This is a genomic window from Psychrobacter sp. PSi21, from assembly GCF_054960615.1.
The window spans coordinates 145178-160282 of the sequence record NZ_JBHNYR010000001.1 but is presented as its reverse complement, the minus strand read 5'-3'; the positions used below and the strand labels follow the sequence as shown (position 1 = coordinate 160282).

The following is a 15105-nucleotide window of genomic DNA, read 5'->3' as shown; positions in this document are numbered from 1 at the left end:
CGTATCCGTTTATCTGTTATTGCTAGATGAGGTATCGTTATGAGTCAGTCACCCCATGTATCATTGGCCAATGCCATTGTAGCTGGACATACTGATACGGCAGCGGTCAGTCCGCGCCCTATTGGCAAAGTGGTCTGCGTAGGCCGCAACTATGCTGCCCACGCTCGCGAGCTGGGTAATGATGTACCCACGATGCCGATATTGTTTATGAAACCTGCGTCATCGGTGGTGCATATCAGTCGCACCAATAGTAGCGCTGATAATGTCATTGTGCGTCCTGATGTGGCCACCTATGGTGAGACGCATTACGAGGCAGAATTGTGTGTCCAGCTGGCGACAGACTTAAAAAATGCCAGCCGTGAGGAGGCGCAGCAAGCCATCGGCGCGGTGACTTTGGGTCTGGATCTGACCTTGCGTGAGTTGCAAAGCGCTTTAAAAGCCAAAGGCCATCCGTGGGAGCGTGCCAAGTGCTTTGATGGGGCGTGTGTGCTGGCGGACTGGATGTCGCCTAAAGCCTTTGGTGATTTTAGTAATGTGCACTATCAGCTGTCTATCAATGAGACGCTCAGGCAAGATGGCGATAGCGCTTTGATGTTGTTTCCGCTATATGAGTTGCTGGTTGAGATCAGTCAGGCTTTTTGCTTGCAAGCAGGTGATGTCATCATGACAGGTACGCCAAGTGGTGTGGGGGTGTTGCATGCAGGCGATCAGCTCACGCTGACATTGGGCGAGCAGCAGTGGCAAGCGACTGTGGCGTGATAGCAGTATCACACATGATAGCCATAGCCGCGTGAGATAAGACGCGCGGTTTAGAGCCAACGTGGTGGATACCTTAATAAAAATCCCAAGTGCAGGCTTGGGATTTTTTTGTTTTTGAACGGTTTGTTTAAACGTCATGCGCTCTACAATACACTCGCAGTAACCTGCTGATTTGAATTTGTTTTTATCGTTACCATCTTGCTGATACTGCGTATCGCCTATGTGTGCTGTCATCAAACGGTCATCTAACCTTCAACGTACTGTCATGAAATCTTCGTAGACTCATGCGTGATTCGTATTGTTGTGATGATACGGCCGTTATGGTTCTTATATGGTTTTACACTCCTTTGACAATAACTTTTGATGACAACTCCGCCCAACAGCAAGGTGACTGATAATGACATTACGCCAAGACAAGCAAAATCTCGCCCACGAAATGGTAGAAGACTCCAATCCAACCAACAACCCTGACTTTCAAACCATTGTGAACCACCGTATGAACCGCCGCAGTATGCTCAAAGGCGGCACTGGTCTGACCGCAGCGGCATTTTTTGGCACGTTGCCACTGGTTGGCTGCGGTAGTGATAGCAATGACAGCAGCAGCTTGGTTGGCAGCGGTGATGATGCCGCCATTCCAGCGTCAGGTGACTTGGCGCGTCCAGAAACACTTCAGTTTCAAGCGGTTGCACACTCGATTGCGGCCGATATGAGCGTGGCAGAAGGCTACAATGCCGAGATGATTTTGCCACTGGGTACGCCTTTGATGCCAGGACTGGATGATTGGAAAGACAACCGTGAGCAGTCGGCTGAGTCATTTGAGCATCGTATGGGTGACAATCATGATGGCATGTGGTTCTTTGGCAAAAACGGCAACAACTATGACCCCAAAGCAGCTGATAGTGGGTTGTTGGTGATGAACCACGAGTACGTCAACAGTGCTGAGCTCAGCCCATTTGGTTATTATGTCGAAGAAGATCCCAACGCCGCGCCCATTTATCAGAAATTTCGTCTGGCTTCAGACGTGCGCCGCGAGGTCAACTGTCATGGCGTCGCGGTGGTCGAGCTTACACGCCGCGCCGATGGCATGGGCTATGAGATGGTACCCAGCTCTAAGTACAATCGTCGCCTAACCAGCAGTACCGTGGCTGAACTGACAGGCCCTGTGGCAGGCTCTGATTTGGTCAAAACCAAATATGATCCAACGGGTATGAGAACGCGCGGTATTAATAACAATTGCGGTGCAGGACTGTCTCCGTGGGGCACATACTTAACCACAGAAGAAAACTTCCTTGGGGTGTTTGCCCGCGGACAAGATGCCAGCCAACTGAGCGCAGCGCAAAACTATGGCCGTGATCGTTATGGTGCAAAAGAGAAATTCGCCAGCTGGGGCTATTTGTGGCACACCCCCGCCGCTACAGACGCGATTATCCCTGATGAGTTTGCACGCTGGGACATGACCGCTGCTGGTACGACTGCTGCAGACGACTACCGTAATGGCTTTAATACTTTTGGTTTTATGACCGAGATTGACCCCTTTGATCCCAATGCCCACCCCAGAAAACGTACAGCATTGGGCCGATTCGCGCACGAAAACTGTGCCTATGTCCCTGTCAAACAGGGCCAGCCTGTGGTTTTTTATATGGGTGATGATTCGCGCGGTGAGTACATCTATAAGTTTGTCTCAAAGGAGATGTGGTCAAACAGTGACATCGGTGGTGGCTTGGCAGCGGGTGATAAATATCTGAATGAAGGCACATTATACGTCGCTATCTTTAATGAAGATGGCAGCGGCGAGTGGAAGACGCTGACTTATGGTCAAAACGGTTTGGATGCGTCAAACACAAAGCTGCCATTTGGTGGTCAAGACGAGGTGCTGGTTTATGCACGCGCCGCTGCTGACGTACTGGGCGCAACCAAGATGGATCGCCCAGAGTGGGTATCGGTCAGCCCCATCACAGGGGAAGTGTATGTGACCTTGACCAACAATAAGTATCGCGGCGAGCGCGATGAACAGCCTGTATCAGCGTCTAACCCGCGCAGTTATGACAATCATGGCAATGACAACGGTCACATCATTCGCTGGGCGGAAATGGGTGGCGATCATGCGGCGACCAATTTTGAATGGGACATCTATCTGTTTGCTGCGCCCAGTGATCTGACGGCTGAAAACTTATCAGGGCTAAATGCCAATAATGATTTGTCATCACCCGATGGCTTGTATTTTGATCCGCGTGGCGTGTTATGGATACAAACTGATGATGGCGCGTATACCGATACCACCAACTGTATGCTGCTTGCCGCATTGCCCGGCAAGGTCAATGATGGTCAGCTGGTCACCACCTCAGCAGGCCAACAGACCTACCTAGGTATGCAGGCCAATGAGGATAACATCAAACGCTTCTTTGTCGGTCCTGCAGGCTGTGAGGTGACTGGTATTACCATGACGCCTGATTTTAAAACACTATTTATCAACATTCAGCATCCGGGTAACACATGGGGTGCGGTCGCAGGTGGACAAACCCCGCGCTCAGCGACCGTCATGATTACCCGCGAGGATGGTGATGTGATTTTGGCCGAGTCTTTTGCATCAGCATCCACCACCGTGTAAACGGCAAATGATGGTTAAATAGCAGCACACCACATCAAAACCCCAGGTGATGGCTTGGGGTTTTTTTATGTGGATCTTGTGTGCTGTTAACCACATTCACAACAGCCATACTAGGGCGTGTTCCCATGTAGTGATAAACGTTTAAACTAAGGACATGGCCTAATGATACAAATCAATGCTTTCGCTACGGTATGTCTCCACGTAGTATGTGAAGCCATATCCATCGCCAAATATTGATTATATGAGCTCCAGCCATTCTGCCCCTGACGAACGCATCAATCACAGCACCGACAACGGTCAAGACACACCGATAGATGACAATATGGATAATGAAGATGCCAAAAGCCACGCTTGTATTGATGATCATGTGGATCGTGGCTGTCTGCTCAGTGAAAGCGCCGCGGCACCTGTCCAAACCGTAGCAGTCTCAGAGACACAGGACATGAAGAGGGACGAGAGTCACGATTTTTATGAGCAGTTGGCGCAGCTTGACGATCTTGAGCTTGAGGCGCTGGTTGAGTCTGATGATGATATTATGGAGATGCTACCGCGTCCACCTGTTACCTTGGTGGGATTTTTTGATGGGCTGGCACAGCTGGCGACCATGGGTGTGGTCGAAGTCACTGAGATTGCCGAAGCCATTCACCGTGAGATTATTTTGCGCCCATTTGGCCGCTTAAATGAGCGCAACCTCAAAAAGTGGCAGCGCGGTATCACGGGGCGCATCTATGGTACGGTGCGGCAGGTGAGCATGCTGGTGGGCAACAACATGTCCACAGGGGTGCGCATCTATCGTACGCTGCGCAGACAAAAACAAACGCCGCCACTACCGCGAAAAATAAAACGACTGGTTAACGTGATCAATGGCGTGATGGGTGATCATTTAGTCAGTCATCATAACGCGATGGCAGTCTCAATGGCGTTATATGAAAACCAAGAACAGCGGCAGACAGCCACGATATCAGGGCGGGTGGTAGTACTGTGTCATGGTCTGTGCATGAGTCATCTAAGTTGGCATGTGACCGAAGGCGTCAGCCTTGGCGATCGGTTGACAACGCAGCAGCCTGACATCACCGTCTTGTACCTTGATTACAACACGGGTCAGCGCATCTCCAAAAATGGCCGCAATCTCTCCAAAGTGTTACAAGACCTGCTTGATGCCAACCCGAATATCAGCCAGATTGATTTGGTCGGGCACAGTATGGGCGGCTTGGTCGCTCGTAGTGCGCTGTTTTATGGTAAGTTGCAAGGCCGCTCATGGGTACACGGAGTGGGCAACCTGATTACCTTAGGCTCGCCGCATCACGGCGCCAGCCTTGAGCGCATTGGTTATTATGTTCAAGACATGATCGCCAAGCTGCCCTTTGCAGGCTCGCTGGCCAAGCTTGGCGATCTACGCAGCGCAGGTATCATCGATTTACGTTACGGCAGTATTCGTGATGCCGACTGGAAGTCGCTTGAGGGGCGCAGCGTATTGCCGCAAGAGTTTCGCCATCCTGCGCGCTTGCCGCTCGATATCCATACTTATTTTGCAGCGGCCACCTTGCTCGAAGATCATTACCATTCCAAAGCCACCCACCTGCTGGGTGATGGTTTGGTTACTATTGAGTCAGCGCTTGGTGAGCACACGGGCGAGCATACGCTGTTTTTACCCGAAAGCCACAAAGCGGTGTTTTATGGCGTCAGTCATTATGATTTGTTGTATAACGAGCGCGTGCATCAGCAGGTCATCACATGGCTGATGGCCAACGGGCATAGCGATCAGACATCAGATGACTATGAGCTGGGCGGGCGTATCGAATCCTACCCCAGCAATTTTGAAATATTACTATAGTTGCGGACGTTCCCATTACGTTGATGGTCACAAAACGCATGATATCATCATTCATAAAAAACCCCTCAAAGCGTATGCCTTGAGGGGTTCTAGGGATATACCCTAGTATGAGACATCTACTGGTTATTCTGCAAAAATAGCCGTGACATCGTCTTTATCAAAGCGATAAACGGAACCGCAAAATCCGCAATCCATCTCAAACGTGCCGCCTTGCTCATCAATGATTTCTAATGCTTCTGCTTCACCGATTTGTTCGATGGCCGTTTCACATTTCTCGCGTGAGCAGGTGCAACCAAAGGCTAGGGGGGCAGGCTTTGGCGCAACGATGTTTTCTTCATGATATAAGCGATAAAGAATCTCGCTCGCGTCCAGTGTTGTCAGCTCTTCTGCCTTGACCGTACGTGTCAACACACTTAAACGCGTCCATAGATCATCATCGATACCAGCATCTTCGTTTTGCTCGACTTCAGCCGTTTCTTCCGCTGTACGCGGTAGCATCTGCACCAATATACCGCCCGCTTGCAGGCCGTCAGAGGCCAGATTGATAAGCGTCGGAATCTGCGCTGATTGCTTTTGATAATGCGCCAAGCAGTCTGCCAGATTGTCATGGCTGCGCTCAACGATACCTTGGTACGGCTCACCGCCATCAGGCTGGATATTGATAAACAACACGCCTTGTCCCACTGCGCCAAGCTCGGCAAAGGCGTCTTTAGCATGGATCATATCGTGCCACGCTTGTATGTGCTCGTCCGTCTCACCTTTCCAGCTGGCAAGCGCACGGATGATACCGTTTTGATCGCACTCTGCCATCGCCCAGTTTAGTAGGCTGTCACTGTCTGAAGATTGCAACTGGATAGACAAGCGACCATTGATTTTAACGGTACTGATAAGCAAACTGGCGGCCGTCAACATCTCACCCAATAAGCGCTTGATGGCTTCAGGGTAGGGCTTTTGGGCAATGGTACTTGCATAGCTGCGTGATAGGCGTACCACATCGCCGCGCACAGGCGAGTCTTCAATAAAAAAACGTTGGCGTACGTCAACATCGGCCGTGGTGTGCTGGGCATCATTTTGGTCAGGAGTATTCTGGTTATGCTGTGTCATAGGTGCCATATGTGATTGAGAAGTTGCTAACTTTATGGGGATGGTTGCGTAATTATCAATTGTATACGTCGGCAAGCGGGTGCCCATTATCGTTATTTATGTCCCATAACAAGCGCTTATATTGCCTGTTGGTGGGATAAAACAGAGAAAATAAGTGCGGGTCACGTGCTTTGTGATTTGGTAACAAACAATCTCTACAGATAAAAAACATTACTCATGTTGGTGGATTTGTTGTAGAGTAACATTAACTTGCATGATGTAACGCACAGTAAGAGCAGGGAAGCATGGTCACGAAAAACCGATAAATCAGCGGTCACCGCGCCCAAGATCCCTTTCAAATTCGATGTGATAAAAAGGAAGTCTCGCATGGCCTATTTCAGCTCCAAACCTTTAGCCTTTGCCACCTTTATGGCCCTCGGTCTTGCTGGCTGTAACAACAGTAGCCAAACCACAGCCGAAGCGCCAGCCACAGATGGTGCAGAGCCAACTGAAGCGGCTGCCAACATGAATGGCACGCTACAAAAAATTAAAGATTCAGGCACTATTGTCGTCGGTCACCGTGACTCTTCCATTCCATTTTCTTATATTGCTGATGATCCCAATCAGCCGATCGGTTATGCGCACGATTTAGAAATGAAAGTTGTCGAAGCGGTCAAAGAAAAGCTCAACATGCCAGACCTTAACGTCCGTTATAACTTGATCACCTCACAAACGCGTATTCCGTTGGTACAAAACGGCACGGTAGATTTTGAGTGTGGTTCAACCACCAATAACGAAGAGCGTCAAAAACAAGTCGCTTTCTCCAATGGTTTCTTTGAAATTGGTACACGCCTACTCACCAAAAACGACTCGGGTATCCAAGGCTTTGAAGACCTAAAAGGTAAGACGCTTGTCACCACAGCAGGCACCACCTCAGAGCGTTATATCCGTCAGTATGATAATGACAACAATATGGATATGAACATCATCTCAGCCAAAGATCACGGCGAAGCATTTTTGATGCTAGAAAATGGCCGTGCTGATGCTTTTATGATGGATGATGTCTTGCTTGCAGGCGAAAAAGCCAAAGCCAAAAATCCTGATGAATGGGTCATCGTGGGTGAGCCGCAGTCATTTGAGATTTATGGTTGTATGATGCGTAAAGACGATCCTGAATTCAAAGCTGTGGTTAACGACGCGTTGAACAATGTCTTTAGCTCAGGCGAGATCAATAGCATTTATGACAAGTGGTTCTTAAACCCAGTCCCACCGAAAAACGTCAACCTCAACTTTGAGATGTCTGACAATCTAAGAGACTTGATTGCCAATCCACACGACGGCGCTCAGCCAAAAATGGCGACCGCTCAATAAAGTTTTTGTCCCTCAATATGGCTTGCCTATACGTCAGATATATCTTATCTGACGTATAGGTTTATCAATCGCGGCTTGGAGAGACAACCATGAATTATAGCTGGAACTGGGGTGTGCTCTTTGAGCAGACTGGTATTGGCAACGAGCTTTACATCCATTGGATGATCACCGGTCTCGGCTGGCTGCTACTGATTGGTAGTATTGCATGGGCCATCGCGATGGTCGTGGGTACAGTCTTTGGTATCATGCGTACTCTGCCCAATAAAACAGCACGTGCCATTGGTACGGCCTATGTGACCTTTTTTCGTAACATTCCCCTCTTAGTGCAGTTGTTCTTTTGGTTTTATATTGCTCCCGGCTGGCTGACGCCTGCGATACAAGAGTGGTGGTATAAGGATTTATCGCCAAATACTTCCGCCATGCTATCGGCGAGTATCGGTCTTGGCTTATTTACCGCCGCTCGTATTGTTGAGCAGGTGCGGACGGGTATCGAGTCGCTACCTGATGGACAGAGTAACGCCGCCTATGCATTGGGCTTTAGTATTCCACAAGTCTATAAAGAAGTGCTGCTACCGCAAGCCTTTCGTATTATTTTGCCACCGCTCAGCTCTGAGCTGACCAACTGTTTTAAAAACGCTTCTGTCGCCTCCTTGGTTGGGGTGATGGAGCTGATCAGTCAAACCAAAACCATCAGTGAATATACGCAAAACAGTATCGAGATTTATACTTATGCGACGATTATCTATTTGGTGTTCAATTTATCATTGATCGCTATTATGGGACTGATCGAGCGTAAACTGCGGGTACCTGGGCTTATTGCGGGAGGTCAGAAATGAGCATGATGACCGAATTAGCGACCGCTTATCCTGGTCTGATGGGCGGCATGATCACCACCTTAAAAGTGCTGTTTTTGGCAATTATTGGTGGTATTAGCTTAGGCACGGTACTGGCATTGATGCGCTTGTCTGGTATCAAAGCGCTTGAAGTCCCCTCAAAGTTATACGTCAATTACTTCCGCTCAGTACCGCTGCTACTGGTGCTGTTGTGGTTTTATTTTGCCGTACCGATGATTTACTTTTGGGTGGCGGGCAAGTATCTACAAATCAATGCTGCGTTTGCCTCTTGTGTGGTTGCCTTTATGATGTTTGAGGCGGCGTACTTCTCAGAGGTGGTGCGTGCGGGTATTCAATCGATTGGTAGCGGACAAATCAATGCCGCCAAAGCGCTCGGTATGACCTACGGGCAGACCATGCGTTTGGTCATCTTGCCGCAAGCCTTTCGCAAGATGCTGCCGCTGATTTTGCAGCAATGTATTATCCTATTTCAAGACACAACCTTGGTATTTGCCATTGGGTTGACCGACTTTTTCCGCGCAGCCTACGTCCGCGGTGAACTGATGGGTCTGCTCACCCCGTATATTTTAGGTGCGGGCGCGGTGTACTTTGTCATCAGCTTGACAGCCTCGATTGGTGTGCAGCAGATACAAAAGCGTTTGCGGTTTTAGGGTATATGCCGCGCGCTTAAACGTCAGTGTTTTGACAAATTTTTAATGATGTTTTTTAGATAGCAGTTATCGATAATAACGTGGTTAGGAGCCAGTGATGAGCAATGCTGATACGTATGTAAATTCCTTTGGTGGACTGGTTACTAACAATGGTCATGCGACCGATGAGATGGTCATTCAAATGACCGATGTCAGCAAGTGGTATGGCGACTTTCAAGTATTGACCAAGTGTACCGCGCACGTGCACAAGGGTGATGTGGTGGTCGTCTGTGGCCCTTCAGGCAGTGGTAAATCGACGTTGATTAAGACCGTCAATGGTCTTGAGCCTTTTCAAGAAGGCAAAATCATGGTCAACGGCATCTCTGTTGGCGACTCAAAAACCAATTTGCCCAAGCTGCGTAGTCGTGTGGGTATGGTGTTTCAGCACTTTGAGCTGTTTCCGCATTTGACCATCATTGACAACTTAACCGTCGCTCAGATCAAGGTGCTAGGCCGCAAAGAAAGTGAGGCCAAGCAAAAGGCCATGGCGTATCTTGACCGTGTCGGTCTGACCGAGCAAGCGCCTAAATACCCTGCCGAGCTCTCTGGTGGTCAGCAGCAGCGGGTGGCGATTGCGCGTGCGCTTGCCATGGATCCTGTAGCGATGCTCTTTGATGAGCCGACCTCGGCGCTTGACCCTGAGATGATTCAGGAAGTGCTCGATGTGATGATGGAGCTGGCGCGTGAGGGCATGACCATGATGTGTGTGACCCATGAGATGGGCTTTGCCAGTCAGGTCGCCAACCGCATTATCTTTATGGATGAGGGGCATGTGGTCGAGAATTGTAGCAAAGATGAGTTTTTTGAAGGCGCAAAAAGCGAGCGCGCGCAACTGTTTTTATCGAAGATTTTGAATCATTAAACACGCTTCAATTGACAATTATTGATCGTTTTATCTTCAATAAAAGTACCCGAACTAAACCCTATTTATCACCAGTAATGACGATACAAAGCGCCTTATTGAAGACAGTGAAATGCTCTCTTTGATAGGGCGCTTTGTATTTAGTATCTTTTATCTAGCGATTTGAAAAACGAACGGGAGACTGTGATGTTTACGCCCAAAGCCTTTAAAGAAGACAATTTTACGACCATAAAGGCCTTTATCAAAGAGCAGCCACAAGCGACGCTCATCGCACACACCAAGTCGGGATTGGAGGCTTGTCATGTTCCGATGTATTGGCAGGATGATGGTAGTAAGTATGGTTGTCTGTATGGGCACATCGCCAAAGTCAATACGCTGAACCACAGTGATAATCTTGATACGCCATGGCTGGTGATATTTCAAGATGCAGGTCATTATATCAGCCCCAATTGGTATCCAAGTAAAGCGATCACCCATAAAGAGGTACCGACTTGGAACTATCGTAGCGTGCATGTCACAGGGTCAGTGAGTCTGCTCACGGCACCTGAAGACTTGATTGATATTTTATCAATGCTCACTCAAGCTTTTGAAGCCAGTCAGCCGATGCCATGGTCGCTTAATGATGCGCCAGACAGCTATATTCAGTCGCTTTGCCGCGCGATTGTGGGTATTCGTGTCGACATTACGGATGTGCAAGCGCAGTTCAAACTGAGTCAAAACAAAACAGCGGACAATAGAGCGGGAGTCGTCGCAGGACTGAGGCAGTGCAATACAGCAAAGGCAGGTGCCATGGCGGCGCTGATTGGTTCAGTAAATCGGTAAAAACAGTACAATATAAATGGATTAAATATGACTTAACGATATCAATCTAACTTAATCTCACTAGGACAAGCTATGACACTAAAACGAACGGTTGGCATACTGCTATTTAACGAAGTAGAAGTATTGGACTTTGCTGGGCCTTTTGAGGTGTTCTCACTGGCCGAAAACGGCGCAAGCGATAAACACTTTGAGGTCATTACTATTGCCGAACATCCAGCAGCGATCTCGGCTAGAAACGGCCTACAGGTCATCCCTGATTATAGTTTTGCCACTCATCCAAAGATTGACGTACTCGTGATCCCTGGTGGTTATGGTGCTGAAAAAATAGAAATCCACAACCAGACAGTGCTTGATTGGATCACCACGCAAGCAAGCGTCGCTGAGCTGACCTTGTCGGTATGCACAGGTGCGCTGCTACTGGCAAAAGCAGGACTGCTCGCTGGTCGAGCGGCAACCACGCACTGGATGGATTTAGACACCTTAGCCTCGTATCCCGATATAGAAGTGATTGCTAACACCCGCTATGTTGATGCCAGTGTCGATGCCAGCGATGATACGCATAATATTGTCACTTCAGCAGGAATCAGTGCAGGCATCCATGCAAGCTTATATTGCGTGGAAAAACTCATAGACAATGACACCATGCATGCAACCGCCAACCGTATGGAATTCGATATTGACTAGGGCGCGGTTCGATAGGTGAGTGTCTGTCTGTTTACTGATACAATAGCGGCCAAGATGCTAATAATTAAAAGAAGCCGTCAACCATAGTGGAGCAGTTATGAGTACAGAAAAACAAGCAAATAAAGGTATCGTGATCATTGGTGCAGGCTTGGCAGGCTGGCATGTGATTGATGCGATTCGTGCCAAAGACAAAGACATTCCGATTACCTTAATCACTGCCGATAATGGCGATCGTTATCACAAACCGATGCTGACTATGGCGATCAGCCAAAACAAACGCGCGTCAGACCTCGTACGAGCAACAGGCATGGATGCGGCAAAAACGGCAGGCGTGACGCTACTTGCCGATACGCAGGTCACAGATATTGATACGACTACTCAGCAGCTACAGCTTATCTCAGCCAACAGACCAGACCCAGCTCACACCGATTATGCCACGATCAATTATGATAAGTTGGTGCTGGCGATGGGCGCGCATCCTATTTTCCCCAAAAGTTTGCCAGAAGATTTGGTCTGGCATGTCAATCATATCGAGCAATTTAGTCAGCTACAAGAAAAGCTGGCAACAGGTAGCCAACACGTTGCCATCGTTGGCGCTGGCATGGTCGGCACTGAAATTGCCGAAGACCTACTCAAAGCAGGTCATCAAGTCACACTGATTGATCTGAATGATGCGCCATTATCACAAATGCTACCAGCCAAAGCGACGGCACGGATTGCTAAGGCGATTGAATCACAAGGCATTCAATTCTTGGGTGGTTATCAAGTAGCTGCCGTTACTCGTATGAGTGATAGCGACAGCGATGCTGAAAAACTCAAAGTAGACTATATGCCGCTTGCTTCAACAGATGACAGCGCCGAAGCTGAGCAGCCCGAGCCATTGATCGTCGATCATGTAATCGCCAGTACAGGACTCACTGTCGATGAGCAATTGCCAGCGGCGGCAGGAGTAGCATTTGACCGCCGTACGGGTATCGAGGTCGATGCGGCGACTTTGCGCACTGACACTGCAGACATCTACGCTATTGGTGATTGCATGTCGATCAATGGCGTGGCCTGCCGTTACGTGGCACCACTGCGCGCGCAGGCAGCGACCATCGCTGATGATATCTTGGGTCAGGAGCACAGCGGCTACGACCACAAGCCACCGATGATTCGCCTAAAAAACAAAGCCATCTCAGTGATGGTGACGGGCGTTCCATACGCGGCTGGTAACTGGCAAGTGACCACTGAAAGTGAGGAGGAGCTCATCATGGATTTACTGGATGGTAACGATGCCGTCAGTGCCACAGTAACCATCAAAGCGCCTGCAGCACCCAAAGCCTCCTAATGGATTCGTTTAAAAAGTAAGTATAAAAAAATATTAGTGATCATTGAGCCAGCCCATTTTTAGAATGTGGCTGACTTTTTTATGTCAAAAAGATGCCATCAGTTTGTGTTATCTTTTCTGTAGTCAGAATTTTTATGACTGATTAAATGATACATAATGTATTGATATTATTGACAGGCTTTCATTTATGGCGTTATAGTAGTTAAATGCGATGTGCAATCTGATCAAGGAAGAACGGTTGCCAGCAAGCCATTCATGAGCACTGTCTATAAATACTATAAAAAATAAAACGAAAGGACTCGTTATGACTCAAAATTCTAATTCCGCTGCAACTCACGTTGATTTCGATGCGATTTTAAATAATATCCCGAGTGTCAATATGGGCGCGCGCTCCGCCAATGCGCCGCTGACCCAAAGCTACGACAAAGGGCCTGATGTGCCGCTGATTGAAGCGACCATCGGTGACTTTTTTGATGCCATTGTCTCCAAATACCCTGATCGTGAAGCGCTGGTCGTCTGTCATCAAAACATCCGCTGGACCTACCAACAGCTACAGCAGCAGGTCAACCAGTTAGCCAGTAGTATGATTGAGATGGGGCTGGAGGTTGGTGACCGTATCGGGATTTGGTCACACAACAACGCCGAATGGCTACTGATGCAATTAGCCACTGCAAAAGTCGGCGTTATCCTCGTCAATATCAATCCTGCCTACCGCACCTTTGAGCTGCAATACGCTCTAAACAAACTCGGCTGTTCAGCGCTGGTGCTCATGCGTCATTTTAAAACCAGTGATTATGCCAGCCTGATCCGGGAGCTATGTCCTGAGATTTATCATAAAAACTACACCCAGCTTGATTTGGTTGAGATACCTACGATCGAGCGTATCATTTGGATTGATGAACCAGAGTCGGATGAAACCTTTGGTTTTATGCAAAAATTCTCAAACTGGATGGCGGAAGGCGATGCCAATGATCCACGCGTTGCCGAGCGCCAAGCCCAGCTTAGTAACACCGATGCCATCAATGTGCAATTTACCAGTGGCACGACAGGCACACCAAAAGGCGCAACCTTAACCCACCGCAATATCCTTAATAACGGCTATTTTATCGGCGAGGCCATGAATCTCACTGAAGAAGATAGACTGTGTATCCCAGTACCGCTGTATCATTGTTTTGGTATGGTGCTGGGCAATTTGGCGATTCTGACGCATGGTGGCTGTATCGTTTATCCAAACGATGGTTTTGAGCCGTTGACCGTATTACAAGCCGTCGAAGAAGAGAAGTGTACGGGTCTACATGGCGTGCCCACGATGTTTATCGCTGAGCTGGACCATCCTGAATTTGAGAACTTTGATTTATCCACCTTGCGCACGGGCATCATGGCAGGCTCCAGCTGCCCGATTGAGGTCATGCGCCGCGTCATCGATAAGATGCATATGAGCGAGGTCACCATTGCCTACGGTATGACCGAAACCAGTCCCGTATCTTGCCAAACCAATGAGCACACGCCACTTGAGAAGCAAGTATCGACCGTCGGACTGGTACAGCCCGCGCTTGAGGTCAAAGTGATCGACACCGAGACGGGCGAGATTATGCCGATTGGGGAGACAGGCGAGCTACTCACGCGTGGCTATTCTGTGATGAAAGGCTATTGGGGCAGCCGCTTCAAAACGCGCGCGTCGATAAAAGATGGCTGGATGCATACGGGTGATCTGGCCACAATGGACGAAGATGGCTATGTCAAAATTGTCGGTCGTAGTAAAGACATGGTGATTCGCGGTGGCGAAAACATCTATCCAGTCGAGATCGAAAACTACCTTTATCGTCATCCCAAAATTCGTGATGTGCAAATCGTCGGCATACCTGATGAGCGTTATGGCGAAGTGCTGGCGGCGTGGATTATCCCCAAAGAGCCGGACTGCTTGAGCGAAGAGGAAGTGCGTGAATTCTGTAGCGAGCATATCGCCCATTATAAAGTGCCGACTTACTATCGCTTTGTCACCGAGTACCCCATGACCATTACGGGTAAAATCCAAAAGTATAAAATCATTGAGCAGATGAAAGAAGAGCTCGGCTTATAGTAGATCGCCTAGTTCGTCTGTAAGAAAAAAACTATCTAGCATTTGTACCATTTAGTGTCTGTATCATTGAACATTATCATTATGAGTCGAGACAACAAGAAAAAGTGACTCACATTTATAAACAAGGGA

Annotated in this window: 12 protein-coding genes; 11 read left to right on the top strand and 1 reads right to left on the bottom strand. The window is 48.6% G+C overall.

The features are described from left to right. Window positions 1-39: 39 nt before the first annotated feature. From ACFI32_RS00695 to ACFI32_RS00685, 3 genes are all read left to right on the top strand, one after another. Window positions 40-759, top strand: a complete 720-nt coding sequence (locus ACFI32_RS00695; protein WP_462624565.1) for a fumarylacetoacetate hydrolase family protein — start codon at window positions 40-42, stop codon at window positions 757-759. Between the two features lie 397 nt (window positions 760-1156). Beyond that, window positions 1157-3367, top strand: coding sequence for a PhoX family protein (locus tag ACFI32_RS00690; protein WP_462624564.1), 2211 nt, complete (start codon window positions 1157-1159; stop codon window positions 3365-3367). Window positions 3368-3608: 241 nt separating this feature from the next. Then, window positions 3609-5201, top strand: coding sequence for an alpha/beta fold hydrolase (locus tag ACFI32_RS00685; protein WP_462624563.1), 1593 nt, complete (start codon window positions 3609-3611; stop codon window positions 5199-5201). A 123-nt stretch (window positions 5202-5324) separates the two neighbouring features. Here ACFI32_RS00685 and hslO read toward each other — a convergent pair whose 3' ends face one another. Then, complete coding sequence (hslO, locus tag ACFI32_RS00680) at window positions 5325-6305, bottom strand: Hsp33 family molecular chaperone HslO (RefSeq protein ID WP_462624562.1); 981 nt, start codon at window positions 6303-6305, stop codon at window positions 5325-5327. 366 nt (window positions 6306-6671) lie between these two features. Between hslO and ACFI32_RS00675 the strand changes: the two genes are divergently transcribed. From ACFI32_RS00675 to ACFI32_RS00640, 8 genes are all read left to right on the top strand, one after another. Then, on the top strand, window positions 6672-7655 hold the full coding sequence (locus ACFI32_RS00675) for a glutamate/aspartate ABC transporter substrate-binding protein (RefSeq protein ID WP_462624561.1): 984 nt from the start codon (window positions 6672-6674) through the stop codon (window positions 7653-7655). A gap of 89 nt (window positions 7656-7744) precedes the next feature. Beyond that, entirely contained in the window at window positions 7745-8491 is a 747-nt protein-coding gene (locus ACFI32_RS00670; RefSeq protein ID WP_462624560.1) for an amino acid ABC transporter permease, read from the top strand. Further along, window positions 8488-9159: an ABC transporter permease subunit gene (locus tag ACFI32_RS00665; protein ID WP_462624559.1), complete on the top strand. Its 672-nt coding sequence runs from the start codon at window positions 8488-8490 to the stop codon at window positions 9157-9159. The genes ACFI32_RS00670 and ACFI32_RS00665 overlap by 4 nt, the downstream gene beginning before the upstream one ends. A gap of 169 nt (window positions 9160-9328) precedes the next feature. Next, window positions 9329-10060, top strand: coding sequence for an amino acid ABC transporter ATP-binding protein (locus ACFI32_RS00660; RefSeq protein ID WP_462624823.1), 732 nt, complete (start codon window positions 9329-9331; stop codon window positions 10058-10060). Window positions 10061-10246: 186 nt separating this feature from the next. Then, window positions 10247-10882, top strand: coding sequence for an FMN-binding negative transcriptional regulator (locus ACFI32_RS00655; protein WP_462624558.1), 636 nt, complete (start codon window positions 10247-10249; stop codon window positions 10880-10882). Between the two features lie 72 nt (window positions 10883-10954). After that, window positions 10955-11566 carry a DJ-1/PfpI family protein gene (locus tag ACFI32_RS00650; RefSeq protein ID WP_462624557.1) on the top strand — a complete coding sequence of 204 codons (612 nt, stop codon included), beginning with the start codon at window positions 10955-10957 and terminating at the stop codon, window positions 11564-11566. A gap of 97 nt (window positions 11567-11663) precedes the next feature. Next, a complete protein-coding gene (locus tag ACFI32_RS00645) occupies window positions 11664-12896 on the top strand; it encodes an FAD-dependent oxidoreductase (protein WP_462624556.1) in 1233 nt (410 codons plus the stop codon). Between the two features lie 304 nt (window positions 12897-13200). Further along, window positions 13201-14976 (top strand): AMP-binding protein, encoded by a 1776-nt coding sequence (locus tag ACFI32_RS00640; RefSeq protein WP_462624555.1) that lies wholly within the window; start codon window positions 13201-13203, stop codon window positions 14974-14976. Window positions 14977-15105 lie beyond the last annotated feature (129 nt).

Excerpts from the sequence above, each read along its gene's own strand:
- ACFI32_RS00675 (WP_462624561.1), top strand. The coding sequence starts at position 6,672 with ATGGCCTATTTCAGCTCCAAACCTTTAGCCTTTGCCACCTTTATGGCC.
- ACFI32_RS00640 (WP_462624555.1), top strand. The coding sequence starts at position 13,201 with ATGACTCAAAATTCTAATTCCGCTGCAACTCACGTTGATTTCGATGCG.
- ACFI32_RS00685 (WP_462624563.1), top strand. The coding sequence starts at position 3,609 with ATGAGCTCCAGCCATTCTGCCCCTGACGAACGCATCAATCACAGCACC.
- ACFI32_RS00670 (WP_462624560.1), top strand. The coding sequence starts at position 7,745 with ATGAATTATAGCTGGAACTGGGGTGTGCTCTTTGAGCAGACTGGTATT.
- ACFI32_RS00655 (WP_462624558.1), top strand. The coding sequence starts at position 10,247 with ATGTTTACGCCCAAAGCCTTTAAAGAAGACAATTTTACGACCATAAAG.
- hslO (WP_462624562.1), bottom strand. The coding sequence starts at position 6,305 with ATGACACAGCATAACCAGAATACTCCTGACCAAAATGATGCCCAGCAC.
- ACFI32_RS00650 (WP_462624557.1), top strand. The coding sequence starts at position 10,955 with ATGACACTAAAACGAACGGTTGGCATACTGCTATTTAACGAAGTAGAA.
- ACFI32_RS00660 (WP_462624823.1), top strand. The coding sequence starts at position 9,329 with ATGGTCATTCAAATGACCGATGTCAGCAAGTGGTATGGCGACTTTCAA.
- ACFI32_RS00695 (WP_462624565.1), top strand. The coding sequence starts at position 40 with ATGAGTCAGTCACCCCATGTATCATTGGCCAATGCCATTGTAGCTGGA.
- ACFI32_RS00690 (WP_462624564.1), top strand. The coding sequence starts at position 1,157 with ATGACATTACGCCAAGACAAGCAAAATCTCGCCCACGAAATGGTAGAA.
- ACFI32_RS00665 (WP_462624559.1), top strand. The coding sequence starts at position 8,488 with ATGAGCATGATGACCGAATTAGCGACCGCTTATCCTGGTCTGATGGGC.
- ACFI32_RS00645 (WP_462624556.1), top strand. The coding sequence starts at position 11,664 with ATGAGTACAGAAAAACAAGCAAATAAAGGTATCGTGATCATTGGTGCA.